We start from the raw sequence: 25,669 nt of genomic DNA, 5'->3' as shown, positions 1-25,669 counted from the left end.
CTTGTTATTATATGCTTGTAGCCGACCTGCTATATCGAACAAGATTTCTCCTCGTACCTTGTTCGAAATGACAAGGTTGTTACTTATCCGTCATGCTTCCTTATCTTAATAAATACCAGCTTACTTGTAGGGCAATTGCTTTTTTCGGCTACACTGTTTATAGGTACTAATACATTTCCTTCGGGATAATAGGTTGCGGTGTTGCGTTCGGGGATATTGTAAGGTACAATGATAAACAAACGGGCTACACGTTCGATGTCGTCGTGATAGTTGAACAGGTCTACCTTATCGCCCTGTATAAAACCAGCTTTGGCTATGTCTTTAGGGTTCATGAATATTACCCGGCGCTCGTTATGGATACCCCGGTACCTATCCTGCATACCGTAAATAGTGGTATTAAACTGGTCGTGACTGCGGATGGTGGTCATCATATATTCATCGTCAGCCATTTGATGATCTGGTAACTGTGTAATAGTGAACGGGGCTTTATCTTTAAACTCTTCTGTTTCAAATTTACCCTCGCGTGGCGCATTGGGGAGATAAAAGCCTCCCGGCAACCGTACGCGTTGATTATAATTTTCAAAGCCCGGTATCACCTGCCCTATTGCATCGCGAACGGCATCATAGCTATTGGCATACTTATCCCAATCTATTACTGTACGGCTCCCTAATGTAGCTTTGGCCAGTTCGCAAACTATCTGGGTTTCGTTCAGCAGTTCTTCAGATATTGGCTCTAAGATTCCTTTGGATGATTGCACCACCCCCATCGAGTTTTCGCAACTAATAAACTGGTCTTCGCCGTGTACTACGTCCTTATCACTGCGGGAAAGTGTAGGTAGAATAATAGCTTCCTCGCCATGTACCAAATGGCTGCGGTTAAGCTTGGTAGATACATGCACGCTCATCTCCAGCTTTCGCATGGCTTCGGCGGTAAAAGTAGTATCCGGCGTAGCCGAAAGAAAATTACCTCCCATAGCAAAAAACACTTTCAGTTTGCCCTCATGCATAGCTTTTATAGAGCCTACCACATCGTAACCATGTTCGCGCGGTGGTTCAAAGCCAAATACTTCTTTTAGCTTATCTAATTGCTTTTTGTAAGGCTTATCATAGATCATCATGGTGCGATTGCCCTGTACGTTACTATGCCCGCGTACGGGGCATAATCCGGCGCCTGCTTTGCCAATACTGCCTTTAAGCAGAGTAAGGTTCACAATTTCCTTAACGGCATTTACACCGTTCTTATGCTGTGTGATACCCATGGCCCAGCAAATAATGATCTTACTTTTATGTTTAATCGTGTCTGCGGCCTGTTTCATCTGCTCAACCGGCACACCAGCCGCGGCACAAAGAGCATCTACATCAAAGTGTTTTACACGGCTGATAAATTCTTCATAACCAACCGTACTTTTCTCAATAAATTGCCTGTCAAACACTTTGCCGGGTTCCTGCATCTCTGCATCATACAAAAGCTTTTCTAAGGCCTTTAACAGGGCCATATCGCCGTTTATTTGCACTTGGAGGTATAAGTCGGCCAGTTGAGTGCTAAAACCTAATATGCCCTTCACCGTTTGTGGATTTTTAAATGCCATCAACCCGGCCTCATACAGCGGGTTTATAGCAATGATCTTAGAGCCATTATTTTTGGCTTTTTCCAGGGCGGTGAGCATTCTTGGATGGTTAGTGCCCGGGTTTTGCCCCATAATGATGATCACGTCTGTGTCGTAAAAATCATTCAATGTAACTGTACCCTTGCCAATACCAATGGCCTCGGCCAATGCGGTACTGGTAGATTCATGACACATATTAGAGCAATCGGGCATGTTGTTGGTGCCATATTCGCGCACAAAAAGCTGGTATACGAAAGATGCCTCGTTGCTTGTACGCCCGGAAGTATAAAAGGCCGCTTCGTTTGGCGAGGCCAGACTATTCAGCTTATCGCCTATTTTATGGAAAGCGTCATGCCAGCTTATAGGCTGATAGTGCGTGCCACCCTTCGGCAGGTAAACGGGCTGCGCTATACGGCCTTTCTTCCCTATCTCCATATCATCCAGTTTAGCCAAATCGACCACAGCGTTTTGCGCGAAAAACTCTGGCGTTAGCTTTTTTGTGGTAGCTTCTTCAGCCAAAGCCTTTGCCCCATTCTCGCAATATTCTGCTACGGGCGACCGGTCATCATCCGGATCAGGCCAGGCACAGCTGGAGCAGTCAAACCCTCCCTTTTGGTTCATGCTAAACAAAGCACCCGGCCCGCGAATGGCGCCCGTCTCTTCAAAAACATCCTTTAGCGCCGCCGTTACAGCAGGCATTCCCGCTGCCCATTTTTTTGGTTGGCTAACTGTTAATTTATGCAGTGTTTCCGGATTCTCTGCTGCGGGTTGTTCGTTTTCCTTGCTCATGACTTTGCTGCTAAGGGGTTGGGGTAATTATCACTCTGGTCTTCGTCCACGTTATCCAGGCAGGTAAAATCTTTTTCGACAAGCAAATGCAGGTCGTTTGTTTTATGTTCGAAGCCAACCTGGTCTGTACCTGTCCATTCATCGGCCATTTTCTCGGGCACCAGCATGGTAATAATATTGTTTTTAAAGGATGCCGAAAGCACCTCCTCCACTGTGCGCTGCAATACATACGTAAGTGCGTCATCGCCTATTTGTATCTTTTCTTTAAATACACCATCAAGGGCAAAGGCCTCCACCTCGCTGCGGGTAAGCCTGTATCGTAAACCATTATTTTTGATGCGAATCTTCATAACTCGGTATTAAAATGCGCTGTGGCGCTGTGTAAATATTAAACCGTTGTCCGCGTAAAAAACCGACAAGTGTAATGTTAAACTCTTGCGCCAGCTGCACCGCCAAACTGGATGGCGCACCCACCGCGGCGATGATATTAATGCCTGCCATAGCGGCCTTCTGCACCAATTCAAAACTTGCCCTTCCGCTTAGCAGCAAAACCGATCTGTTTAAAGGCAATATATTTTGATTGATGGCTGCACCAATCAGTTTATCCAAAGCATTATGCCTGCCTACGTCCTCGCGAAGCAAAAGCAATTCACCTTCTGCACTAAACAAAGCTGAGGCATGCAAACCGCCGGTATCTGCAAATACTTTTTGATGCTTTTTTAATATCCCCGGTAATGTGGTTAACACATCTGTATTGATGATACTATTATCGGGAAAATTATTTTCATAGCTACTAACTGTGCGGATAGCATCTATTGAACTTTTGCCGCAAACCCCGCAGCTGGAAGTAGTATAAAAATTGCGCTCGGTATTTTGCAGATGTGGGGTTATGTTTTCAGCTAAACTAACCTGTATCACGTTTTCCCGGTTTTCGGTGCAGGCAATAAAGCAGTGCGCTACCTGCTGAATATCCAAAGCATTTTTAATGATTCCTTCGGTAAATAAAAAGCCGGTGGCCAGTTCGGCATCGTTACCGGGTGTACGCATGGTAACGGATATATTTTGCACTTTACGTTCCGCAGCAGGGCCGTGCTCCAGGCGGATCTCTAAAGGTTCTTCGATGGCAATAGCGTCGTTTAGCTCTTCGCTTTCGCCATTGGTAACACAAGTAACCGGTATTTGTAAAACAGCATTTGCAGCCATATTCAAATATACAATTTAGCGCAAAGTATTGTTCTTCTTTTGCCACAACTAGTACGTGTTATTGATGTTATGAACAAGATTGTTGCATATTTGCATTATGGAAATAACCGTACTCGCATTCGGCATTGCCAAAGATATATTCGGAGGGGCATCGGTAACGGTTGCGTTGGCCGATAATGCCACTACTGCCGATTTGAAAACATCGCTGGAAGAGAAGTACCCCAGATTAAAACACCTGGCCAGCTACATGGTGGCGGTTAATAATGAATATGCGGAAGATGGCGGGGTAATAACAGATCGCGACGAAGTGGCGATTATACCGCCTGTTAGTGGAGGATAACATGCAAACCCAAATAGAGATACATACCGAACCATTAAACATCCAGGCCTGCATAGACTGGATTATGTCGCCAGACTCCGGGGGCATAGATGTCTTTATTGGAACAGTGCGTAATGCCACCAAAGGTAAGCCGGTATTAAAACTTGAATTTGAAGCCTATAACAAAATGGCTATCAATGAAATAGAAAAGATAACTAAACAAGCATTTGATAAGTGGCCGGTGCAAAAGGTGTTGGTACATCACCGTACAGGAACGTTGCAGGTTGGCGAGATACCGGTAATTATTGCCGTATCTGCCGCGCATCGCGACGCTGCTTTTGAAGCCTGCCGTTACATCATAGACACCCTAAAGCAAACGGTGCCCATCTGGAAAAAAGAGTTTTTTGAAGATGGAGAGGTGTGGGTAGCAGCACATCCGTGACCGAGATTCTTACGATGAAACGGATTTAGGTATTTGATTGGAGTGATAATTATGCAAATCAAAATCCTTTTAATCATAAAAAATCCGCTTAATCCTGGTTCCAGGAACCTAACCCACCTTCCAAAGAATAAGCTTTAACACCCGGCAACCTCTGCTGAAGTAATTTCACAGCTTCTCCACTCCTTTTTCCAGACGAACAATAGAATACATACGATTTACCGGCTTCAAATTCATCCAGGTTATCTTCTACCTCATCCAGTTCAAAATGCATCCCGCCGATGTCAAATTCATCGCGTTCCTGATCAGTGCGAACATCAACCAATTCTATAGTATCATTGGCAAGACCTTTTTTTGCTTCAGTAGCCGTAATAGTTGGGATATCTGCCGTTTTTTGCAATGCTGTGATATTGGTTTTAGTAGTGGTACCGATCTTAATAATGCGGCTTTGCATAGTTTGGGCATCAAATACCAACACTTTACCGGCCAACACCTCTCCAGCTTTAGTAATGTACTTTATCACCTCATTAGCCTGCATACAACCAATTATTCCGGCGAGCGTAGGTATTACCCCACCTTCGGTACAGTTAGGGATCTGAGTAGCGTCTACCTGCGGAAATAGGTCGCGGTAATTGGGTGAGCAGGTGCCGTCTTTATTTAGCACATTCCATACGGCAACTTGTCCCTCGTATTGGTATATAGCACCATAGACTATAGGTTTGCCTGCTAATACCCCAGCATCATTCAGTAAATAACGGGTATCGAAGTTGTCTGTACCATCTATTACAATATCATAACCTTCAATAACTTGCATCACATTGCCTGAAGTGATTTTTGCAGTATGCGGCACCAGTTTTATACCCGGATTTTGCTTTTGTAATCGCTCACAGGCAACCTCTGCTTTTAACTGGCCTACATCCGATGGATTATACAAAACCTGCCTGTGCAGGTTACTGATGGATACCGTATCAAAATCGGCAATACCTACAGTACCAACGCCGCTTGCTGCCAGGTATTGAGCCGAAGGGCAACCTAAGCCACCTGCACCCACTACAAGTACTTTGGCGTTCTGCAATAACTGCTGCGATGCTTCGCCAAAACCGGGTAATGCTACCTGGCAACTATATCGTAACAGATCAGGATGCATTGGTGGCAGCTATTTTGTGGTGAAGGATCCGCTTGATCCTGTCCAGTTCTTCGGGTGTGTTTACATTGGCCAAAGCATCCGGTTCCGATGATTGCAGCAATGTTATATCGCTATTGATCAATACCTTTCGCGGACAAGAATACCCTTGCGCTAAATATTGAAGTAAGGTTGGATAACTTTTTGGTTCATAAATAGTTATCAACGGTTCAGGGAAATCTTTATAATCACTTTGGTAAGCTGTAGCAATGGTTGCCGTGTTACGGTTATCTATCAAATGCTGTAGCACATTGGCATCTACCAATGGCAAATCGCAGGCTATAACCAGCCATGCCCTGTCAGGTTGTTCCCTAAAGGCTGACAGGATTGCACCATAAGGGCCGAGGCCGGTAAAGGTATCCGGCAGACTTAAGTATTCAGCATTTATCTCTTTCTGTTGCTCTGTATCACGACAGGAAATATAAACTTCGACACAGTGCTTTTTCAGCAGATCGGCCATGTGGTAACGCTGCTCTTTACCATACCAGTTCACCGCGCCTTTATCATATCCCATTCGGGCACTTTTACCACCGGCCAATACTAATCCGTTTAAAATAGGTTTAGCTTGCTGTAGTTTGGTTTTAAAAAACTCAATGATCGCTAAAGTATCATCATTCAGTTTCAATACAGGTATCTCCTGCCAATTAGGTAGCGCTTCTTGTATAAAATCGGGGATCTCATTGGCGTTATCAGCCATTAAAAACAACTCTACATTGGTTAACTGCGCAACACGTTTTTGTAAAGATCCCCGTTTGTTGATATCAATAATTACTACCTGTGCTTTTGCCTGTTGGTGGTTACCGTTCACCAATACCAGATCCATTGCCGAAAATAGCTCGCGTTGTGTAAATGGTGTTAACGGCGCTTTGTAATTTAACTGGGTATGATTTATCTGATCGGTATATTCTAAAGCTGCACCGCTGGCCAATTTGCCCGGCAAGCCCATCATGTCATCGTTATGTGAGGTATCCGCGTAAGCGCATTGGTATCGGGGCGATAATGCGGTAATGATCTGGTCGGCCAGAAACTTAATAACCGTGCATGGCCCGCCCAGCATAGCCCACTCGTTACGGCCGAAATTACCCATAGCCGGGCGGATAATAGCGGTATGCTTTTTATGCTCTTTTAAAGTCACGTTTACCTCCGGTTTTTGCTATCAGTTTTGTTTCTTTAACTACAATATCGTGGCTCATGGCCTTACACATATCGTATACAGTAAGCGCCGCTATTGATGCGCCAACAAGAGCCTCCATCTCGATACCCGTTTTGGCGCTGATGCTTGCCGTACATTCAATTACTACTTCATTGCTGGCAGATAACTTTATAGTTACCTTACAGTTATCCATGCCCAATGGATGGCAAAGTGGTATCAGGTCGCCGGTTTTTTTAGCGGCCATTATCCCTGCAATTATTGCCGTTTGAAACACTGAACCCTTTTTGCTTTGCAGCTCGCCATCTACCAAATGCTGTAAAACTTCAGTTGGCAATACCACAATACTTTGCGCAGTAGCTGTACGGTAGGTAACCGATTTTCCGGATACATCTACCATGCTTGGGTTATTCTGACTATCTAAATGACTTAATTTTTGTGATTCCACTGATTATATTTTTTTGATTACACCGATTGCTTTGCTTTGTCTCGCAAATAAAAATCCCTTAATCTGTTAAATCTTATAAATCCCGGTTCAGAATTTAATTACCGGGAACACCTCCCCTTGCTTAAACTCATTACGTTCCAACGGTAGTTCTATAAAAGCATCGGTATCAGCTAAGTTAGCAAAATCACCTGAGCCATTGCCTTCTATAGGTTGGGCTGATAGTATCCCCTGCTGCGTAAAATTAAGCTTTACCTGCAAAAAGTATTTAAGCTGCGGCATAAAAGTAAAATCTTTAGCCAATTGCGCGTACACCGGTTGTTTAGCTGGTAAACCAAGTGTAGTATTCAGCCACAATAAAAAATAGCGGTGCAGGCACATAAACGTAGCTACCGGGTTACCGGGAAACGCGAACACCAATACGCCATTGTCATGCCTGCCAAACCAAAATGGTTTACCGGGGCGCTGCTGTACCTTATGGAATAGTTTTTTAACCTGCAGATCTTCCAAAGCCTGGGGGATATAATCGAATTTGCCCATGCTTATACCACCGCTTAACAATATCACATCGTAATTTTGCAGGCAGTTTTGTATTTGTTGCCTTGTGATCTCGGGATTATCCGGAATGTGCAGCATATCAGCATCCAAACCATGTTGTGTTAAAACGGCTTTAATGGTGTAATTATTTGACCGCCTGATTTGAAAACCTGATGGCGTATCTGCTACATCTACCAGTTCATCGCCTGATGATATGATCATCACTTTAGGCATTTTTTTAACCTGTAGTTCCGCTTTACCAACCGATGCCGCTAAGCTGATAATAGCCGGTGTTATTAGCTGATTTGCAGCAGCTACCGTATAACCTTGCTTTTTATCTTTCCCTTTTTGATGGATATTTTGCCCGTGTTTGATATCGGTGATAAGAAGCTTTGCTGTACCTTCTTTTATCTCCAGGTCTTCATAACGGATGATGGCATCCACCGACGGCGACAAAGCAGCACCTGTCATTATTTCAATGCATTCATCAGGAGTATCGATAGCTATAGGCTCCTCGCCTGCTGCCTGTGTGGCTTTTATTTTGAATGTGGTGATACCTTGTTCAATGGCTTCGTGCGCTATCGCGATGCCATCCATGGTAACCCGGTTAAAGGGCGGCAGGTCGCGGTCGGCTTTGATATTCTCAGCCAGAACCCTACCTAAAGCCAGTTCAAAGGGTACAGTTTCTACGCCATGATCTTTTAACTGGGCAAGTATTATTTTCTCGGCTTCTTCTACCGTTGTCATGTTATAAATATGTTAGCCGCCTATAGTGGCCATAGATTCATGAAAATTCGGGTTCTCTAATCGTTTTTGTTCGGCCTGCCAGCCATCTTTTTGGCGATTGTTAAATGCTTCACGTAAAGTCGTCTCCAGTTCGGCATTATCCATACCAGAACGCATCAGATCTTTAATATTCAGTACACCATCATCGTAAAGGCAGTTCTTCAAAGTTCCCTGCGGTGTAATACGGATGCGGTTGCAAGTGCCACAGAATGTACGAGAGTAGGCAGCAATGATACCAATACTCCCTTTATGCCCTGGCACCTGATAATTATATGAAGTAGAATATTGCGGATCGGGTACTTTTTGAATCTCGGGGAACGTTTGTCTTATCTCATCAAAGATTCTTACGTAATCCCATACAATGCCGCTATGGCTGTGCCCATCGCCGTTAAAAGGCATTTCCTCAATAAAGCGGACACTCACCGGCAAATCTTTTGTCAACCCTACCAGCGGGATAATATCCTGCGTGTTTTTACCGGCCATTACAACGGTGTTTATTTTCACTTCGATGTCGTGCTTTAGCAACTCCTCCATGGTTTCCATCACGTTGGCAAATTCATCCCGGCGGGTAATGGTGAAGAAACGGTTTGCATCCAGCGTATCTAAACTCAGGTTTACAGATCGCACCCCTATCTTTTTCAAGTCGGCCACATGCGGCGCGGTTAAAACGCCGTTGGTAGTAATGCTAAGTTCTTTTAGCCCGTCCAGTTTTAACAAAGCGGTAAGCAACTGCATAATATCCTTACGCACAAATGGCTCGCCACCGGTAATGCGGATCTTTTCGATTCCCATTTTAACCAGCAAGGTGCACACCTGCAGCATTTCCTCATAGGTCATCAACTCCTTGCGCGATAGCCAGTTCAATCCATCCTCGGGCATACAGTAAAAGCAGCGCAAGTTGCAACGGTCGGTAACGGCAAGTCGCAGGTAATTGATCTTTCTTCCGTGGTTATCTAAAAGCAAGTGTTTGTTTTTAATTATGTTTAATAAACAAAGTCAATATTACAAAGTTAATGATTACAAACACTTTAAATTGTACTTTAAATGTCTAATAAATGGGCTGATTAGCTTATTTTTGAATAACCATCAGTGTGAAAGAACTACAAGACATAGTAAAAGCATTTGACCATGCCCAAATAGCAGGCAAGCAAACCGCATTGGCAACCGTTGTGCATGTGGAAGGATCCTCCTATCGCCGTGCCGGCGCGCGCATGATAGTAACCGACGATGGTCAGTTAACAGGCGCCATTAGCGGCGGCTGTTTAGAGGGCGATGCCCTGCGCAAAGCCCGGCTGGTTATGGCACAGCAAAAACCCATACTGGTTACTTATGATACCACCGACGAGGACGATGCCAAACTTGGCGTTGGGCTGGGTTGTAATGGTATTATCCATATTCTGATAGAGCCGATCGATCCGTCATCATCTAATAATCCAATCGCTTTATTTAAACAGTTTTTAAGTAAGCGGGAGCCGGTAGTTCTTGTTACCATTTTTACCTTGAATGATAAGCAGGCTGCGCAGCCCGGCACTTGTGCCTTAATGAATAAAGATGAACAGGTTACAGGAGTTTTTCCGGATAGTACGATTGAAGATGCGGTTTTAATTGATGCAAAGGATGTATTAAAGAATGGCAATTCGGTTACTAAAACTTATATATACGAAGATAGGTTTACCTGTTTTATAGAATTACTGCGGGCTGCTGTTTCGTTAATTGTTGTTGGTGCCGGTAATGATGCTATCCCGCTTACCAAACTGGCCGCGGTTTTAGGCTGGCAGATAACGGTTATTGATGGCCGGTCTAATTATATTATACCCGAACGTTTCCCTCTTGCCGATAAGCTTATTGTTACCAAACCTGATAATGCTTTAAGTAAGCTGAGTTTGGATAACCGTACCGTTTTTGTGTTGATGACCCACAATTACAATTACGACATGGCAATGCTAAAGCAATTGTTGCCACTACAGCTACCATACATAGGCGCTTTGGGCCCAAAGAAACGTTTAAACCGCATATTGGATGAGTTGAGGGAAGAAGGAGTCAACATAACGGATGAGCAACTGGAAAGCATTTACGGCCCTGCCGGACTGGATGTTGGCTCTGAAAATTCTGAAGAAATAGCCTTATCTATCATAGCAGAGATACAAGCCGTTTTAACAAAACGGAATGGTTCGTCGTTACGGTATAAAGCAACTAACCACATTCGTGGCGGTGAACAGATAATACAACAATCATTAACCGAAAATATTTAGCTTATGACTGCCATAGTAATACTTGCTGCAGGCCCATCAAGCAGAATGGGCTCAGCAAAACAAAACCTTGTTTATGATGGGCAAACACTGTTGCAAAGAGCAGTAAAAAACGCTTTATCAGTTACAGAAACAGTGTTGGTTGTGTTAGGTGCAAACCGCGAGGATATTGAATATTCAATTAAAGATCAGCCGGTAAACATCCTTTACAATACTAACTGGCTCGAAGGGATGGCGACATCTATCAGTCTGGCTGTTGAAGAAATACAAAGCGCTTATCTGAACATTACATCTATCATATTTATGCTTTGCGATCAGCCTTTTGCCGATGCAGATTTATTAAAGCAATTGATTGACGTATCTGAAACATCTGATAAGGGCATTATTGCATCCGAATATCATAATACCCTTGGTGTGCCGGCTTTATTCAAACAGGCCTATTTCCCCTATTTGCTGGCCTTAAAAGGTAAAGAAGGCGCAAAGAAACTTTTGTTGCAGCATGCTGATGATGTGCAAGCCGTTCCGTTTCCATTAGGCGAGGTAGATATTGATACTTTGGAGGATTTTGAGAAGCTCAACAAAAAGTAGTGTAATTACTCCGCTTCGTGTAAAAACAAAAAGAGACGCGAAGTATCGCGTCTCTACAAGTGTGTTTTATTTCACTACCGAAAACTTATAGATCGATTGTGTTTTATAGGTTTGCCCGGGTTTTAACTCAGTTGATGGGAATGTTGGTTGATTTGGTGAATCGGGATAATGCTGTGTTTCCATAGCAAACGATGTACGGAACTCATCCTTTTTGCCGCCCTTCATTGCATTTTGCGCCTGCATAAAGTTACCGCTATAAAATTGCATCGCAGGTTCTTCGGTAAAGATCTCCATTTTTATACCGCTTTTGTCACCAATAACAGTAGCTACCGGTGTGCTCATATCGTGTTGGCTCAGTACAAAATTATGATCATAGCCTTTACCATCTTTTAGCTGTACGTTATCGGTATTGATGCGTGCGCCAATGGTGGTTGCTTTTGTAAAATCGAAAGGCGTGCCTGCAACAGCTTCAATTTTTCCGGTTGGGATAAGTGTGCTATCTACCGGGGTATAATTATCGGCGTTTATTTGAACCAGATGATCCAATATAGTGCTGCTACCTTCACCATTCAGGTTAAAAAACGCATGATTGGTCAGATTAACTACAGTATTTTTATCTGTCGTAGCTAAATAACTAACTTTCATAGCGTTATCATCAGTTATCTGGTAGGTTACTTTCACATTCAGGTTACCAGGGAAACCACCTTCCATGTCTTTAGCCAGGTAACTTAGCTCTAATGTGACACTATCTATCTGTTTAGCATCCCAAACAACCTCCTGGAAACCAGGATGACCACCGTGTAAGGTATTGGGGCCATTATTGGTAGCCAAAGTATATTCCTTGCCATCCAACTTAAATTTTCCCTTAGCTATGCGGTTACCAAAACGGCCTATTGTAGCGCCATAATATGGTTCTTTTGAATTTATAAAACCATCTACACTTTCAAAGCCTAATACCACATCGGTTAATTTACCATCTTTATTTGGCACTAACAGGCTTACAATACGGCCACCATAATTAGTTACGGCAGCTTCTACCCCATTTTTATTTTTAAGGATATATAAATGCGTTTGCTTACCGTTAATAGTTTTTTCAAAAGCAGATGCTGGTGGTAATTGGGGAGTGGTTGAGGTACTGTCGGTCATTGTGGATGTGTTTTTTTTAGCAGATTGATTACAGGCAGCAACAAACATACTCCCTGCGATTGCAAGCGCCAAAGTTGGTTTTTTAAATGAATTTCGCATAATATTTTTATAATTAGTGTTTTGCATTAATTGGTTTGCGATGGTATGGCTAACGCCGTATTTTCTTTAACAGGCTCACCAAAATTTGGCGAACCATCTTTATTCCAGGTGAATTTTTGCATGCGCGGTGAGCGGTATTCGCCACACCCTTGCCCGGGTTTTGAATTGGCGTGGTACAAGATCCAATCCTCGGTTCCATCCGGCGACTTAAAGAACGAATTATGGCCGGGTGCATACACCCCATTCTTAACAGATTTTTTAAATACCGGTTTTGCCGATTTAGTCCATGACCGGGCATCCAATAAGTTACTATTAGCCGAAGCGCTTAGCATCCCTAATGCATAAAAATCTGTCCAGCAGCCGCTGGCCGAGTAAATTAAGAAAAGTTTGCCATTATGTTTTAATATTTCCGGGCCTTCGTTTACGTTTACATGTGGCGGATTGTTGGCATCGTGCAGGTCGCCATACTTTTCCCAATCGTAAAGCGGACTAGAAATTTTCACGCGTTTGCCGTCCACCGTCCATGGGTTTTTCATTTTGGCAATATAAATATCCTGCTGGCCGTTCTCGTCACCTTCCCATCCGGCCCATATCAGGTAAAGCTGGCCTTTATGAGTAAACACCGAGCCGTCTATCGCCCATTTATCGCTGGCGTCACTTAGCTTGCCTTTAAACGCCCATTCACCTTTAAGCGGGTCGGTAGATGCATTTTCCAGTACATATAAGCGGTGGTTGTTATTATTGCCGTCATCGGCAGCAAAATACATGTACCACTTCTTGTTGATGTAATGCAGTTCGGGCGCCCAAAGTTCTTTAGAGTAAAGTGTATTTGCAGGCGGTGTCCAAACGGTTTTCTTTTCTGCCGTTTTAAGGTCGGCCAGGTTTTTGGTTTTCCATATCACCAGCTTATTCTGCAACGAATTAGTGTAATAGTAGTATCCATTCTGGTAAATCACCCATGGATCGGCCCCAGAAGGTAATATGGGATTGGTAAATGTTTTTTTATGCTGACTTAATGCTGGTGCTGCATGTATCAGCAGGGTTATAAATAACAGGTTTAAGATCACCTTTTTCATACAGGTAATTAAAAAGCTAAAACATCAGGACCTAAAACCGCACTGTTACAAATATAGGTTGGTACAATACCGGTAGCCTCGATACGGTTTTCATAGTCGGTTGCCTGCGTATTACCGGTTAGTACAAGTACAGTATCTAACCCAAATTTATTGCCACCTATAATATCCGTTTGCAGGGTATCACCTACCATAACAATTTCTTTTTTGCTAATGTTTCTATACTCACGTATCAGGTCATACGCAAACATAAACATCTGCGAATCGGGCTTGCCAAACCTGATAAACTGCTTACCCACAATAGCTTCTATCATACCAGCTATACCACCTATCGCAATGCCCACATCGTTTTTTAATACCGGATAAGCATAATCTGTATTGGCCACAATAGCCGGAATGGTGCGTTTACGCAGCAGGTTAACGGTTTTATTAAGGTCCTCGCACCAGTCGAAACCCTCATCATCCATAAAAACCAACAGGTTCACTTTATCTATATTGCTGCTATTGATATCACGTACAGGCAGAGTATGCAGGCCAGAACTTTCCAGGTAATGTGCCGAATCTGCTGTGCCCAAATAAGCCACTATCCCATCGTTTACTTTAAGATCAAGGTATTCTTTGGTAAGCATACCTGATGATATAATACGATCTGCAGTAACCGCGTAAAGGCCTTTATTATGATAAGATTGCGCTAATTGCCCCGGGCTGCGCGAGGCATCATTGGTAACTATATAATATTCCTTCTTCTGTGCCTCCAGATAATCGAATGTTCGTTCTATACCCGGCACTAACCCACTGTGGGTTTTTAACACGCCGAACGCATCGAAAAAAATAATTTCGTAACGGTCTATTATCGATTTAAAATCCTCAATGCGTTTCATCTATATAGTTAAGTTATTTGTTGATTGAGTTAGATTAAGTTGATTAGTTAAGCGGCAACCACTCACTAATCAACCCAATCAACCACTCACTCTAAGTTTAAAGCTTTAATTATTTTCTCGGCATCAAAATCCCTGTCTACTGATGGCAGATAGATCTCCAGTGCCTCGGCCTGCAATTTTTTGGCATATTGTTCATTAAAAAAGTATTTGCCATCTTTTATTACATAGTTGAGGATGAAAAATCGGTAAGCTTCTTTCAAAAAGCGAATTTCATCAGCCGTAATTGGATTTACTTCGTGATATTCTTTCAGAAAAGTGATAAACCTATCTTCCATCATTGGCCCTATTACATAACTGAACACTGTACGGTCGCCGGCATCAGATACCACACGGCTAAAAAAGTAAAAGTCTAACAGGCGATAGCTCATTCGGAACCAGTCGTAATCCCAGCGGGAATACAAGTCCAGGTCGGGCGTTACCGAGAAATTGCCGATGTTCCAGTCGATAAATACCGGGATGATCTCGAAAGAACTCATATTATATCGCGACCTGTTCTTCAGGAACTGCTCGCAGTGATATTTAAGCAGATCTACCTGCATACGTGAGCCAAACTTGCGCTCGTCTTTTTCAAGCTGTCGTTGCAAGTCGTAAATATCGGTGCGCAGGGTTTTAGATGATTTTGGCAATACGTTCTTAATGCGCGAGCAAGCTTTGTGGAATTTGCCTAACTGCGACCCCAGTTTCTTTATCTGTTCATTATTAAGGCGACGGGGCAACCGGTTTAAAATGCGGGTTGGGTTATAAAATACCACCCATGCATCGTCTTTACCGTGTTTATAGCGATATACATAAACCCGGTTGTTTTTTAACAGAGATTTAGACAACAGGTTCTCGAACGGATAAAGCAGGTTATTTGATAAGGACTGGATAATGCGATGATCTTCCTTAAAGTGCTCAAACTTACCAAAAAAGGAAAGCTTGGCTATGATGATATCCTCGTCATCAAAGGTGATACGATACACGTGATTGGTTGAAACCATCGCGCTGATATCCTCAATATCCTTGATGGTTTTAGATTTATCGTAGTCTGCCCAGGCAGATTTTATAATGAGATGAAAGTCCATGACCGGGATTAAGCAGATTTATATGATTTGTCGGATTTTGATTGTCCTGGCATAAATTAGGTTGATTGTAGGCCAAATATATGTTATTGCCGATACTTCTTATTTAACAGCCGTTTAAATGTTAACGATTTATTTCCAAAATTAATTAGCAATCCAACCTGTTTGTTGTATGCCTCCAGATAATTCAATGCTTGCGCCACATGTAAATCTTCCAATTCGGCAACTGCTTTAAGTTCCACCATAATTAAATCGCCAACAAAAAAGTCAACGCGTCTCGAACCCACTTTAATTTCACGATAATAAATTGGCATATCTTTTTCTCGCTCGAAGATTACCCCTTCAAAAGTCAATTCAATTTCTAATGAACGTTGATAAATAGCTTCATAAAATCCTGCACCAAGTGCCGAATGCACCTTCATTGCGCATCCAATTATTTTGTGCGTTAAATCTTCGTGCATTAATTGCTCTTGCATATCAAATCAGAAAATCAAAATCCCATTAATCAGTAAAATTCGTTTAATCCCGATCATATCGACTCAAAATACCTCTTCAACTCCCAGTCGCTTACGCTTTTGGCATATTGGCGGTGTTCCCAAAGACGGGTTTGGGTAAAGTGCTGTACAAAGCCTTCGCCAAATAGTTCATTGGCTATGGCAGAGTTTTGCATGGCAGTAGCAGCATCAAACAAGTTGGCATGCAGGCTACCATTGCTTTTATTTTGATATCCATTACCTACCGTTTGGGCAATATCCAGCCTTAGTTTGTTTTTGATACCATATAAACCAGATGCCAAAGCAGCAGCCATAGCCACGTACGGATTGGTATCAGAACCCGGGATGCGGGTTTCTAAGCGGGTATAGGCTTTTGATGTATTTATAACCCGAAGTGCTGTGGTGCGGTTATCCAAGCCCCAGGTAATAGTGGTTGGAGCCCATGCACCTTCAACAAGGCGTTTATAACTGTTGATAGTTGGTGCATACATGGGCAACAAATGTGGCATACAGTATAACTGCCCGGCCAGGTATTGCTTATGCAGTTCGCTCATTTTATTTACATCGTTACCATCGTAGAAAAGATTATCTGATTGATCTTTAGTCCACAGGCTTTGATGGATGTGGCCGCTGCAACCGGGAAGGTCCTGGTTCCATTTGGCCATAAAAGTTGCGGTTATGCCATGTTTGTAAGCTATTTCTTTAACGGCGGTTTTAAATAATACAGCTTTGTCTGCGGCATCTAAAACTTCTGAATGGGCGATTGCCGCCTCGTACACACCAGGGCCTGTTTCGGTATGTAAGCCCTCTATTGGGATATTAAATTGCGTTAGCAAATTAAACAGGTCATAGTAAAACCCGCTGTTTTGTGAGGTGCGAAGTGTAGAATAGCCAAACATGCCGGGTGTTAAAGGCTCCATATTGGCGAAACCTTTTTGCTGTAACGATTGCGGCGTTTCCTTAAAGTTGAACCACTCAAATTCCTGCGCAAATTCGGCATGGTAATCTAAATCTTCACATTGTTTGGTAATTTGTTTGAGCAGGCTACGCGGGCAGGCAGATAATGCTTCACCGTTCGGGCCTGTGTAATCAGCCAAAAAGAAGGGAATATTATCCTCCCACGGCACGGTGCGGAAAGTAGACAGGTCGATATAACATTGTTTATCAGGGTAACCACTATGCCAACCTGTTATCTCAACATTATCATAAGTAACATCGCTGCTATCCCATCCAAAAACAACATCGCAAAAGCCATAGCCACCCTGCAATCCGTCAATAAATTTTTGCGTGCTGATAACTTTGCCCCGCAAAATGCCATCGATATCGGCAAAAGCAAACTTTATTTTCTGGATATTATTTTCTTTGATATAGGTGATAACCTGTTCCGTATTCATTGCTGTAGTATAAAATGCCAATTTAAGCAAGATAAATAATATGTGCCGTATTTTGTTTTACCACAGAGCACACAAATAGAAAGCCACAAAGAACACAGAGGATATCTTTTTTATTTAGTGCTATTTGTAAGCTTTATGGTAGTTATAAATTAGACTTCCTTATCTTTAAATTAATGACCGACCTCCTATTTGTTTATGGTACTCTCTTACAACCCGGCAACGAGTTTGCTGATTATCTGAATCAGCATTGTACCTATATTACTCTGGGAAAAATGAAAGGTATACTTTATGATATTGGCGAGTACCCGGGGTTAGTTATTCCCGGTGGTGCCGAACAATACATCTATGGTAGCGTCCTCAAGCTTTGTCACCCCGAAGAAAATCTGCGTGTGATCGATGATTATGAAGGTTTCGGGCCCGGACAGGAACAGCCCAATTTATTTGAGAGAGTGCTAAAGCCTGTTGAAACTAATAGTGAAATAATTGAGGCCTGGGTTTACCTTTATAATTTACCCATTGCTGATTTACCGCAAATAACATCGGGCAATTATTCAGAATATATAAAGCAAAAAAAATCCCCCGGTAATTAAACACGGGGGATTTGTATATTACGTATTGGGGTACTAAACTTTAGCAGATTTTACCGTTTTAATAATAACCGCAGCTACTTTGTATGGATCAGCCGCAGAGTTAGGGCGACGATCTTCTAAATAACCACTCCATGCGTGATCTACAGTATACAGAGGGATACGGATAGAAGCACCACGATCTGATACACCATAGCTGAAATCAGTTATAGAAGCAGTTTCGTGTTTACCTGTTAAACGCAACTCGTTATGCGCACCATATACAGCAACACACTCAGCAACCGCAGGGCGGAAAGCTTCGCAGATAGCAGTAAATGTTTCTTTGCTGTTTGCTGTACGTAAAGTTGTATTTGAGAAGTTAGCATGCATACCAGAACCGTTCCAGTCTAAAGTACCTAACGGTTTGCAATGCCAGTTGATAGAAACACCATAGCTTTCGCCAATTCTTTCTAATAAGTAACGTGCAACCCAAATTTGGTCACCAGCTTCTTTAGCACCTTTAGCAAAGATCTGGAACTCCCATTGGCCAGCGGCAACCTCAGCGTTGATACCTTCAACATTTAAGCCTGCTTCTAAACAAGCATCTAAGTGTTCTTCAACAATATCGCGACCAAAAGCATTGTTAGCACCTACCGAACAGTAGTAAGGGCCTTGTGGGCCTGGGTAACCACCTTTAGGGAAACCAAGCGGTTTGTCTGTTTCAGGATCCCATAAAAAATACTCCTGCTCAAAACCAAACCAAAAATCATTATCGTCATCCTGGATCAACGCACGGCCATTTGACTCATGAGGCTCGCCTTTAGAATCTAATACTTCACACATAACAAGATATGCATCTTTACGTTGTGGGTCCGGGCAAGTAAAAACCGGTTTTAAAACACAATCTGAAGAACCACCTGGTGCCTGTTCGGTTGATGAACCATCAAAGCTCCAGTTATCTAAATCTTCTACTTTACCGCTAAAAGATTTAACAATTTTTGTTTTACTACGCAGGCTTTGTGTTGGTTTGTAGCCATCAAGCCAGATGTACTCAAGTTTAGTTGCCATTTTAATGATTAATTTGTAATTTTTTAAGTTTAATTATAGTTACTTAGAATATCTGTTTCAATTTACCCTGCGAATTTAAATTATTTTTATAAATTTCATAGCAATGTTGATAAAAATTATAAAAATTAACAATAAATCTATTAAAAAATTCTAAAATCCATTAAATAGCTAATAAATATCACGCAATAAGCTATGCTTACATAATAAATTGATATAAAACAAAAAGCAGCGCAATCAAATTAACGATTGCGCTGCTTTTACAAAAAATTTAATTATTTACTTGAAGCTACACCCCAATAGCATTTATTCCTTATGTTTTTAAGGTCGCTTTTATCAATTTTAACATCTGTTTCCTTGCTGTTATCTATAAAAAACAATTTAGAACGATTATTATCATAAATAAATGAGGCTATCTTATTATCAGGCCTTTCTTTTTCTACAACATCAATTTTTAAACCGTTGGTTGTTTTACGCTTATTTGTAACATTCGCCGGTTGGGTTGCTTCGGCCCAATTCACCACGTACTTTATTTTATTTATCGATTTTGAAGCCATTGATGCTTTATATTCAACCGTATGCTGCACTACCTGTATAAGGCATTTTACGCAAGGCTCGGCAACTGTAGCGTTGCCGTAGTTTTTTTGCGGGTTATTAATAACACTATCTTTTTTCCCATTAACAGTTACGGCTGTTTTAGTAATATCGTTTGAAACCGGTTTTGGCTTATTATTGCATGAACAGCATACTATTATAAGTAATGCGGTCACAATAAGGAATGATCTGGACATAATTTATGCTTTCTTTTAAAACACTTATACCTGTAAATTGTGTTTTTACAAAATGGTAGTGTTATTGTTGCAGGCAATTATATCCTATAAAAAGACGCTACATTAACTTGTTTGTTAAATTTAGGCATTTTAATGAGGCGTTTTTCTATAAATTTTATTAAAATTGCCGTCTGTATATCATATAGGCTATCACACAGCAATGCTTTACCCTCGTTGCACTTAGTGTAAACCTTATATCATTTAATTAGTTTATAATACGTATTAATCTATCAAATAATTTATTTGAATGTATCTTTAGCATTCAATAATATCATGAATAACGGCAATAATAGTTCAAATACAACAGTTGATGTAGTTTTAGTTGGCGCGGGCATAATGAGCGCAACACTTGGGGTAATGCTTAAACAGCTACAGCCCGATCTTACCATAGAAATTTTTGAACGATTAGACACCGTTGCTGCCGAAAGCTCTGACGCAATGAATAACGCGGGCACAGGGCACTCTGCTTTTTGCGAGCTTAACTACACCCCCCAGCGCAAGGACGGCACTATTGAAATATCAAAAGCCATAAAAATTGCCGAGCAATTTGAAATAACCAAAGAGTTTTGGTCTTTTTTGGTTGAGAACGGCTATGCGGGCGAACCGCAAACCTTTATCAGTAAAATACCCCACATGAGTTTTGTTTGGGGCGATGATAATGTTGACTATCTTAAAAAACGCCAGCAGGCCTTGGTGCAGCACCACTTTTTTAAAGGCATGCAATATTCTGAAGATCACGCCCAAATTAAAAAGTGGATACCATTGGTAATGGAAGGCCGTGATGAAGGCCACAGCGTATCAGCTACCTATATGGATATTGGTACCGATGTAAACTTTGGTGCGCTTACCCGCAGTTTAATTGATAAACTTAAACAAAAACCAGGAGTTACGCTTAGTCTTAACCACGACGTTAATGATATAAAACGCAATAAGGATAATAGCTGGCAAGTAAAAGTGAGCGACCGTATAAGCGGTAACAAACGCAAACTGAACGCCAGGTTTATTTTTGTGGGCGCTGGCGGCGGCGCATTGCCCCTGTTGCAAAAATCGGGCATACCCGAGAGCAAGGGCTTTGGCGGTTTCCCGGTAAGCGGCCAATGGCTGGTTTGTACCAACCCAGATGTAATTAATAAACATTACGCCAAGGTATATGGTAAAGCATCGGTAGGTTCGCCGCCAATGTCGGTACCGCATTTAGATACCCGCATGATTGATGGCAAAAAAGCATTACTGTTTGGGCCTTATGCAGGTTTCTCGACCCGGTTTCTTAAAAAAGGATCGCTACTTGATCTTTTCACCTCAATAAAATTCAACAATATACTACCGCTGCTTGCTGTAGCCCGCGATAACATGGCGCTTACAAAATACCTTATCAGCCAGGTATTGCAATCGCCAAAAGACAGGTTAAACGCCCTAAAGGAATATTTCCCGGGGGCTGCCGCCGACGAATGGATATTGGATATTGCAGGCCAGCGTGTACAGGTAATTAAGAAAGATGCAAAACGTACCGGTGTACTGGAGTTTGGTACCGAGGTGGTAACATCTGCCGATGGCAGCATTTCAGCCCTGTTAGGTGCATCACCCGGTGCATCTACATCTGTACCTATTATGGTTGACCTGATAAGCCGCTGCTTTAAAGAGGAAGCAAAAACAGCTGCATGGCAGGAAAAATTCAAACAAATGATCCCATCCTACGGTCAATCGCTTATTAATGATGAAGCCCTGGCTAATTCGACAAGAGAACGTACAAGCAAGGTATTGGGGTTAGTATAAATCTAATAATTAACAGGTATTAGAAAGATCGCCTTGACCGTCTGTTATTAGCAGGAGCATTTTCATTTTGTAATATAAAGCTTATGGGCATAGCATATTTCACCCTCACGGGCTTGCCCTTGGTAAGCCCGGGTTTCCAGTTTGGTGATAATGATAGTACCCGAATGGATTCTTCATCACATCCACTTCCTAAACTGCGTAGTACTTTTATCTCTGTTATGGCTCCGTCCTTTTCAACAACAAAAGTCAAAACAACCCTACCTTGAACATTATTTTCACGAGCTATTGCCGGATATCTTATATTTCTGGCTAGATATTTACCAAACTCGAAATCTCCACCCGGAAAACTCGGTGCAACATCAAATACATTAATTTTATTTAAAAATTCTTTACCAGAAATAATTTCACCTTGTTTATAAACAATAGTATACACCGTGTCGGCCACATACCGTTTCCAATGGCCATCTTCCTTACCATTTAAAACCGGGCCTTCCATATAACCGTATATCTTTTCTTCATCTACTTTCAGCCATGTGCCCGTACCATTGTTTGCCAGTACATTTCCAGCAGTATCCAAATATTGTTTCAGATAAATCCCCTTGGAAGAATAATTTTCTATTGTGTGCAGTCCGCCATTTGTATAGTAAGTAACAGCGTCACCTACAAGCACTCCTTTGTCAAAATACTTGATGCTTTTACGCTTGCCATTGGGATAATACTCATAGCAAATCCCCCTGGCGCCCCGTTCAAAATTGATTTGATCTACAGTTGTTTTTGCTATAAGGCGCGTAGTACCATCCATGTAATAATCATTAGCCCTAAACATGCTTGAGTCTGTTTTTATTAAGAGGCGCACAAATTTGGCATCCTGATCGTTATATGCCATGGTCGTTTCGTTAAGCATATAGTATCCAACAGAATCTGGGCGGGTGGTTGGTTTGTTTTCATTATGTTGCGCAGAAACAAAGCTTGTTATAAAGCAAGCTATTAAAATCAGTAAGGTTTTAGGCATATATCTTATCAGGTTTACAGTGGCTAAATTAAAGCAAAATATTAAATTTTATATAGAGCAGCCCGCTTTGAATAATGTTACGCTACCGTTCCCTATTTTTTATATTTTTGCAACACAAGGCGGGCGGCTGATTTGGGCAGCCCGGGCATCTTCCCAATAAATGGATATATCAGTAGTAGTACCACTTTACAATGAAGTTGAATCGTTACCTGAGCTTACCTCCTGGATAAGCCGTGTAATGGACGAGAACCGTTTCACTTACGAGATTATTTTAGTTGACGATGGCAGCACGGATGGTTCCTGGGATATGATCATGAAATTAAAAGAGAATAATCTTTTTATAAAAGGTTTCAAATTCAGGCGTAACTATGGTAAATCGGCAGCGTTAAATATTGGTTTTGAAGCAGCAAAAGGCAGAGTGGTTATCACTATGGATGCCGATCTGCAGGATAGTCCCGATGAAATACCTGTTTTGTACCGTCGTATTACCGAAGATAAATATGATCTGATATCCGGCTGGAAAGCGAAACGTTACGATCCTTTAACTAAAACCATCCCTACCAAGCTATTTAATTCGGCCACGCGTAAAATGAGCGGTATAAATAACCTGCACGATTTTAATTGCGGCTTAAAAGCCTACCGTAATACAGTTGTAAAAAATATTGAAGTGTACGGCGAAATGCACCGCTATATACCAGTGCTGGCCAAATGGGCAGGTTTCACCAAAATTGGCGAGCAGGTAGTAGAACACCGCGCACGTAAGTATGGCAAAACCAAATTTGGTTGGACACGTTTTATTAATGGCTTTTTAGACCTGCTATCCATATTCTTTGTAGGCAAGTTTGGAAAACGCCCTATGCACTTTTTTGGCGCTATGGGCACGCTTAGCTTTTTCGCGGGTATAATAATTGCCATTTACTTAATAAGCGAAAAGTTATATGATCTTGCACACCACATTGTGCCAAGGCAACCTACAGATAACCCATTGTTTTATTTTGCATTGGTGGCTATTTTATTAGGCTCACAGCTATTTTTAACGGGCTTTGTTGCCGAGCTTGTTGCCCGCAGCGCCCCAGAGCGTAACCGATATCAAATAGAAGAAACGGTTTAGTACAGATATGAGATTTGAGACATTAGATTTGAGATCACACAAACGCTCATCCAAATTCCAGTCTCATATCTCACATCTAATGTCTCACATCTAACTTAAAGAATGTTTTTTTCCATCATCATACCTTTATATAACCGCCCGCAAGAAATTTCTGAATTGCTGGAAACCCTTACACAGCAAACCTATAAGCAGTTTGAGGTTTTGGTTATTGAAGATGGCTCGGTTAACAGGGCCGAAGATATTGTAAAAAGCTACGAGAATAAGCTTAATATCCGCTACTTTGAAAAAGCCAATGAAGGCCAGGGTTTTACCCGTAATTTTGGTTTTGAACGTGCTAAAGGCGATTACTTTGTAGTTTTCGACTCGGATTGCCTGATACCGGCAGATTATTTACAGATAGTGAACGATTCGCTTAACAAAAACTGGCTGGATGCTTACGGCGGGCCGGATGGGGCACATGAGTCATTCACACCCTTGCAAAAGGCCATCAGCTATTCCATGACCTCGCCTTTCACTACCGGTGGTATCCGCGGTGGCAAAAAAGGGATAGGTCAATTTCATCCGCGTAGTTTTAATATGGGTATCTCTCGCCAGGTTTGGGAAAAAGCGGGCGGTTTTATCATCACTCGCCTGGGCGAGGATATCGAATATAGTATCCGTATCCACTCGTTAGGCTATAAAATAGGGTTAATACCAGATGCTGTAGTTTACCATAAACGCCGTACCGATTTCCTGAAGTTTTATAAGCAGATCCACTTTTTTGGTCGCGCACGTATAAATATTTATAAATTCTTTCCGTCGCAGCTTAAGCTGGTACATTTTTTTCCGGCGTTTGCTACCCTGGGCATGCTATTTACCATTATTGCCAACATTGCCCAATGGCGTATTGCATTATTGTGTAATATTATATTAACAATTTACATTTTGTTAATATTTTTTCACTCCTGGATGAAAAATAAATCAGCAAAAATCGCATTTTTGAGCATTATCGCTGCCTTCACTCAATTGATAGCCTACGGGTTAGGATTTATGCAGGATTTTTGGAAGCGTGTAGTGTTAAAAAGATCATAAAAACGTAGTATGTACCATCCTTTTTCTGTTGCAGATACCGTAAAGGCTGCATGGAATATTTTTAGAAAAAACTTTGTAACTATTATAGTATACTCCGTTATTTCCTTCTTTTTATTGGGGGTACTTGGCCTCATTATTGGCTTTATATACTCACCGGAAGATTTCTGGGGATCAATGGTAGTAACTTTTATTTTGGTTTGGCTGCAGGCTTACACTACACTGGGGCTATATAAATTGATCTTTACTGTTATTGACAGCGAATACTACGATTTTGAGTTTATACAAGTTATACCCAAAGCCAAAATGGTTTGGAGCTATCTGGCGGTTATATTCATATTTGCTTTTATAGTAACCAACCTGGGCATACTGATAGATTATTTTGACGAGAGCCCGAACATTCAGTTTATTATCGAACTAATAGCTGGTATAGGCGGGCTTTTTCTTGCTCTGCGCAGTATGTTCTTTAACACATTTATAGTTGATGATGCGTCAGGCCCTATTGAATCATTAAAACAAAGCTTTGAACTAACACGCGGCTATTTACTAAAGGTGCTTTTAATATTAGGCATCATTATTTTACTTATTGCATTGCCTGCAAAACTTTCACAAAACTATCCTATAGTATCTGTAACCATTTTGTTTACCTATCCATTTGTGAATATTATACTGGCTGTTACCTATCGCAAATTGGTTTACAGTCACCAGGATGTAGACGATGATATCGCCGAAACCAACTAA

At 41.8% G+C, this 25,669-nt stretch carries 26 protein-coding genes; 9 read left to right on the top strand and 17 right to left on the bottom strand.

Going from position 1 to position 25,669, the window contains the following annotated elements:
* Positions 1 to 83 precede the first annotated feature (83 nt).
* The 3 genes from NPE20_RS02250 to fdhD are packed head-to-tail and all read right to left on the bottom strand — an operon-like array spanning position 84 to position 3,599.
* Complete coding sequence (locus tag NPE20_RS02250; protein WP_256536969.1) at positions 84 to 2,396, bottom strand: FdhF/YdeP family oxidoreductase; 2,313 nt, start codon at positions 2,394 to 2,396, stop codon at positions 84 to 86.
* Positions 2,393 to 2,746, bottom strand: coding sequence for a DUF7009 family protein (locus NPE20_RS02245; protein ID WP_256536968.1), 354 nt, complete (start codon positions 2,744 to 2,746; stop codon positions 2,393 to 2,395). The genes NPE20_RS02250 and NPE20_RS02245 overlap by 4 nt, the downstream gene beginning before the upstream one ends.
* Positions 2,724 to 3,599 (bottom strand): formate dehydrogenase accessory sulfurtransferase FdhD, encoded by an 876-nt coding sequence (fdhD, locus tag NPE20_RS02240; protein ID WP_256536967.1) that lies wholly within the window; start codon positions 3,597 to 3,599, stop codon positions 2,724 to 2,726. The genes NPE20_RS02245 and fdhD overlap by 23 nt, the downstream gene beginning before the upstream one ends.
* A gap of 97 nt (positions 3,600 to 3,696) precedes the next feature.
* On the opposite strand from fdhD, the gene NPE20_RS02235 reads away from it, so the two are divergent.
* Together NPE20_RS02235 and NPE20_RS02230 are read left to right on the top strand one after the other, a co-directional pair.
* On the top strand, positions 3,697 to 3,939 hold the full coding sequence (locus NPE20_RS02235) for a MoaD/ThiS family protein (RefSeq protein ID WP_256536966.1): 243 nt from the start codon (positions 3,697 to 3,699) through the stop codon (positions 3,937 to 3,939).
* Position 3,940: 1 nt separating this feature from the next.
* Positions 3,941 to 4,360: a molybdenum cofactor biosynthesis protein MoaE gene (locus tag NPE20_RS02230; RefSeq protein WP_256536965.1), complete on the top strand. Its 420-nt coding sequence runs from the start codon at positions 3,941 to 3,943 to the stop codon at positions 4,358 to 4,360.
* Between the two features lie 88 nt (positions 4,361 to 4,448).
* Here the strand turns inward: NPE20_RS02230 and NPE20_RS02225 are convergent, their stop codons facing one another.
* The 5 genes from NPE20_RS02225 to moaA form a co-directional block, all read right to left on the bottom strand.
* On the bottom strand, positions 4,449 to 5,504 hold the full coding sequence (locus NPE20_RS02225; protein ID WP_256536964.1) for a HesA/MoeB/ThiF family protein: 1,056 nt from the start codon (positions 5,502 to 5,504) through the stop codon (positions 4,449 to 4,451).
* The gene (locus tag NPE20_RS26915) at positions 5,494 to 6,675 is read right to left on the bottom strand and encodes an NTP transferase domain-containing protein (protein WP_256536963.1); all 1,182 of its coding nucleotides are present in this window, start codon (positions 6,673 to 6,675) and stop codon (positions 5,494 to 5,496) included. The genes NPE20_RS02225 and NPE20_RS26915 overlap by 11 nt, the downstream gene beginning before the upstream one ends.
* Positions 6,656 to 7,138, bottom strand: a complete 483-nt coding sequence (gene moaC, locus NPE20_RS02215; RefSeq protein ID WP_256536962.1) for a cyclic pyranopterin monophosphate synthase MoaC — start codon at positions 7,136 to 7,138, stop codon at positions 6,656 to 6,658. The genes NPE20_RS26915 and moaC overlap by 20 nt, the downstream gene beginning before the upstream one ends.
* 87 nt (positions 7,139 to 7,225) lie before the next feature.
* On the bottom strand, positions 7,226 to 8,419 hold the full coding sequence (locus tag NPE20_RS02210) for a molybdopterin molybdotransferase MoeA (RefSeq protein WP_256536961.1): 1,194 nt from the start codon (positions 8,417 to 8,419) through the stop codon (positions 7,226 to 7,228).
* 12 nt (positions 8,420 to 8,431) lie between these two features.
* Positions 8,432 to 9,421 (bottom strand): GTP 3',8-cyclase MoaA, encoded by a 990-nt coding sequence (moaA, locus tag NPE20_RS02205; protein ID WP_256536960.1) that lies wholly within the window; start codon positions 9,419 to 9,421, stop codon positions 8,432 to 8,434.
* 128 nt (positions 9,422 to 9,549) lie between these two features.
* On the opposite strand from moaA, the gene NPE20_RS02200 reads away from it, so the two are divergent.
* A complete protein-coding gene (locus NPE20_RS02200) occupies positions 9,550 to 10,710 on the top strand; it encodes an XdhC family protein (protein ID WP_256536959.1) in 1,161 nt (386 codons plus the stop codon).
* A gap of 3 nt (positions 10,711 to 10,713) precedes the next feature.
* The gene (locus tag NPE20_RS02195) at positions 10,714 to 11,295 is read left to right on the top strand and encodes a nucleotidyltransferase family protein (RefSeq protein WP_256536957.1); all 582 of its coding nucleotides are present in this window, start codon (positions 10,714 to 10,716) and stop codon (positions 11,293 to 11,295) included.
* A gap of 66 nt (positions 11,296 to 11,361) precedes the next feature.
* On the opposite strand, the gene NPE20_RS02190 is transcribed toward NPE20_RS02195, so the two are convergent.
* The 6 genes from NPE20_RS02190 to NPE20_RS02165 form a co-directional block, all read right to left on the bottom strand.
* On the bottom strand, positions 11,362 to 12,441 hold the full coding sequence (locus NPE20_RS02190; protein WP_256536956.1) for an aldose epimerase family protein: 1,080 nt from the start codon (positions 12,439 to 12,441) through the stop codon (positions 11,362 to 11,364).
* Positions 12,442 to 12,566: 125 nt separating this feature from the next.
* Entirely contained in the window at positions 12,567 to 13,616 is a 1,050-nt protein-coding gene (locus NPE20_RS02185) for a glycoside hydrolase family 43 protein (protein ID WP_256536955.1), read from the bottom strand.
* Between the two features lie 8 nt (positions 13,617 to 13,624).
* Complete coding sequence (locus NPE20_RS02180) at positions 13,625 to 14,494, bottom strand: HAD-IIA family hydrolase (protein ID WP_256536954.1); 870 nt, start codon at positions 14,492 to 14,494, stop codon at positions 13,625 to 13,627.
* A gap of 86 nt (positions 14,495 to 14,580) precedes the next feature.
* Positions 14,581 to 15,618, bottom strand: coding sequence for a hypothetical protein (locus NPE20_RS02175; RefSeq protein ID WP_256536953.1), 1,038 nt, complete (start codon positions 15,616 to 15,618; stop codon positions 14,581 to 14,583).
* 83 nt (positions 15,619 to 15,701) lie between these two features.
* Positions 15,702 to 16,091, bottom strand: coding sequence for a GxxExxY protein (locus NPE20_RS02170; RefSeq protein ID WP_256536952.1), 390 nt, complete (start codon positions 16,089 to 16,091; stop codon positions 15,702 to 15,704).
* A gap of 53 nt (positions 16,092 to 16,144) precedes the next feature.
* Complete coding sequence (locus NPE20_RS02165; protein ID WP_256536951.1) at positions 16,145 to 17,503, bottom strand: glutamine synthetase family protein; 1,359 nt, start codon at positions 17,501 to 17,503, stop codon at positions 16,145 to 16,147.
* Positions 17,504 to 17,676: 173 nt separating this feature from the next.
* Here NPE20_RS02165 and NPE20_RS02160 point away from each other — a divergent pair, with 173 nt between their 5' ends.
* Complete coding sequence (locus NPE20_RS02160) at positions 17,677 to 18,093, top strand: gamma-glutamylcyclotransferase family protein (RefSeq protein ID WP_256536950.1); 417 nt, start codon at positions 17,677 to 17,679, stop codon at positions 18,091 to 18,093.
* Positions 18,094 to 18,126: 33 nt separating this feature from the next.
* Here the strand turns inward: NPE20_RS02160 and NPE20_RS02155 are convergent, their stop codons facing one another.
* Both NPE20_RS02155 and NPE20_RS02150 read right to left on the bottom strand, forming a co-directional pair.
* Entirely contained in the window at positions 18,127 to 19,137 is a 1,011-nt protein-coding gene (locus NPE20_RS02155) for a glutamine synthetase beta-grasp domain-containing protein (RefSeq protein WP_256536949.1), read from the bottom strand.
* A gap of 272 nt (positions 19,138 to 19,409) precedes the next feature.
* Positions 19,410 to 19,925 carry a hypothetical protein gene (locus NPE20_RS02150; RefSeq protein ID WP_256536948.1) on the bottom strand — a complete coding sequence of 172 codons (516 nt, stop codon included), beginning with the start codon at positions 19,923 to 19,925 and terminating at the stop codon, positions 19,410 to 19,412.
* Positions 19,926 to 20,207: 282 nt separating this feature from the next.
* Here NPE20_RS02150 and NPE20_RS02145 point away from each other — a divergent pair, with 282 nt between their 5' ends.
* Positions 20,208 to 21,737, top strand: a complete 1,530-nt coding sequence (locus tag NPE20_RS02145; protein ID WP_256536947.1) for a malate:quinone oxidoreductase — start codon at positions 20,208 to 20,210, stop codon at positions 21,735 to 21,737.
* 19 nt (positions 21,738 to 21,756) lie between these two features.
* Here NPE20_RS02145 and NPE20_RS02140 read toward each other — a convergent pair whose 3' ends face one another.
* Complete coding sequence (locus tag NPE20_RS02140; protein ID WP_256536946.1) at positions 21,757 to 22,749, bottom strand: energy transducer TonB; 993 nt, start codon at positions 22,747 to 22,749, stop codon at positions 21,757 to 21,759.
* Positions 22,750 to 22,909: 160 nt separating this feature from the next.
* Here NPE20_RS02140 and NPE20_RS02135 point away from each other — a divergent pair, with 160 nt between their 5' ends.
* The 3 genes from NPE20_RS02135 to NPE20_RS02125 all read left to right on the top strand — a co-directional run bounded on the left by NPE20_RS02135 (position 22,910) and on the right by NPE20_RS02125 (position 25,669).
* Complete coding sequence (locus NPE20_RS02135) at positions 22,910 to 23,860, top strand: glycosyltransferase family 2 protein (RefSeq protein ID WP_256536945.1); 951 nt, start codon at positions 22,910 to 22,912, stop codon at positions 23,858 to 23,860.
* A 102-nt stretch (positions 23,861 to 23,962) separates the two neighbouring features.
* Positions 23,963 to 24,931: a glycosyltransferase family 2 protein gene (locus tag NPE20_RS02130; protein WP_256536944.1), complete on the top strand. Its 969-nt coding sequence runs from the start codon at positions 23,963 to 23,965 to the stop codon at positions 24,929 to 24,931.
* Positions 24,932 to 24,940: 9 nt separating this feature from the next.
* Positions 24,941 to 25,669: a hypothetical protein gene (locus NPE20_RS02125; RefSeq protein ID WP_256536943.1), complete on the top strand. Its 729-nt coding sequence runs from the start codon at positions 24,941 to 24,943 to the stop codon at positions 25,667 to 25,669.

Source organism: Mucilaginibacter aquariorum (assembly GCF_024498135.1).
Lineage (GTDB): Bacteria > Bacteroidota > Bacteroidia > Sphingobacteriales > Sphingobacteriaceae > Mucilaginibacter > Mucilaginibacter aquariorum.
The sequence above is the reverse complement of the archived record's forward strand: the minus strand, read 5'-3'. Positions and strand labels throughout refer to the sequence as shown.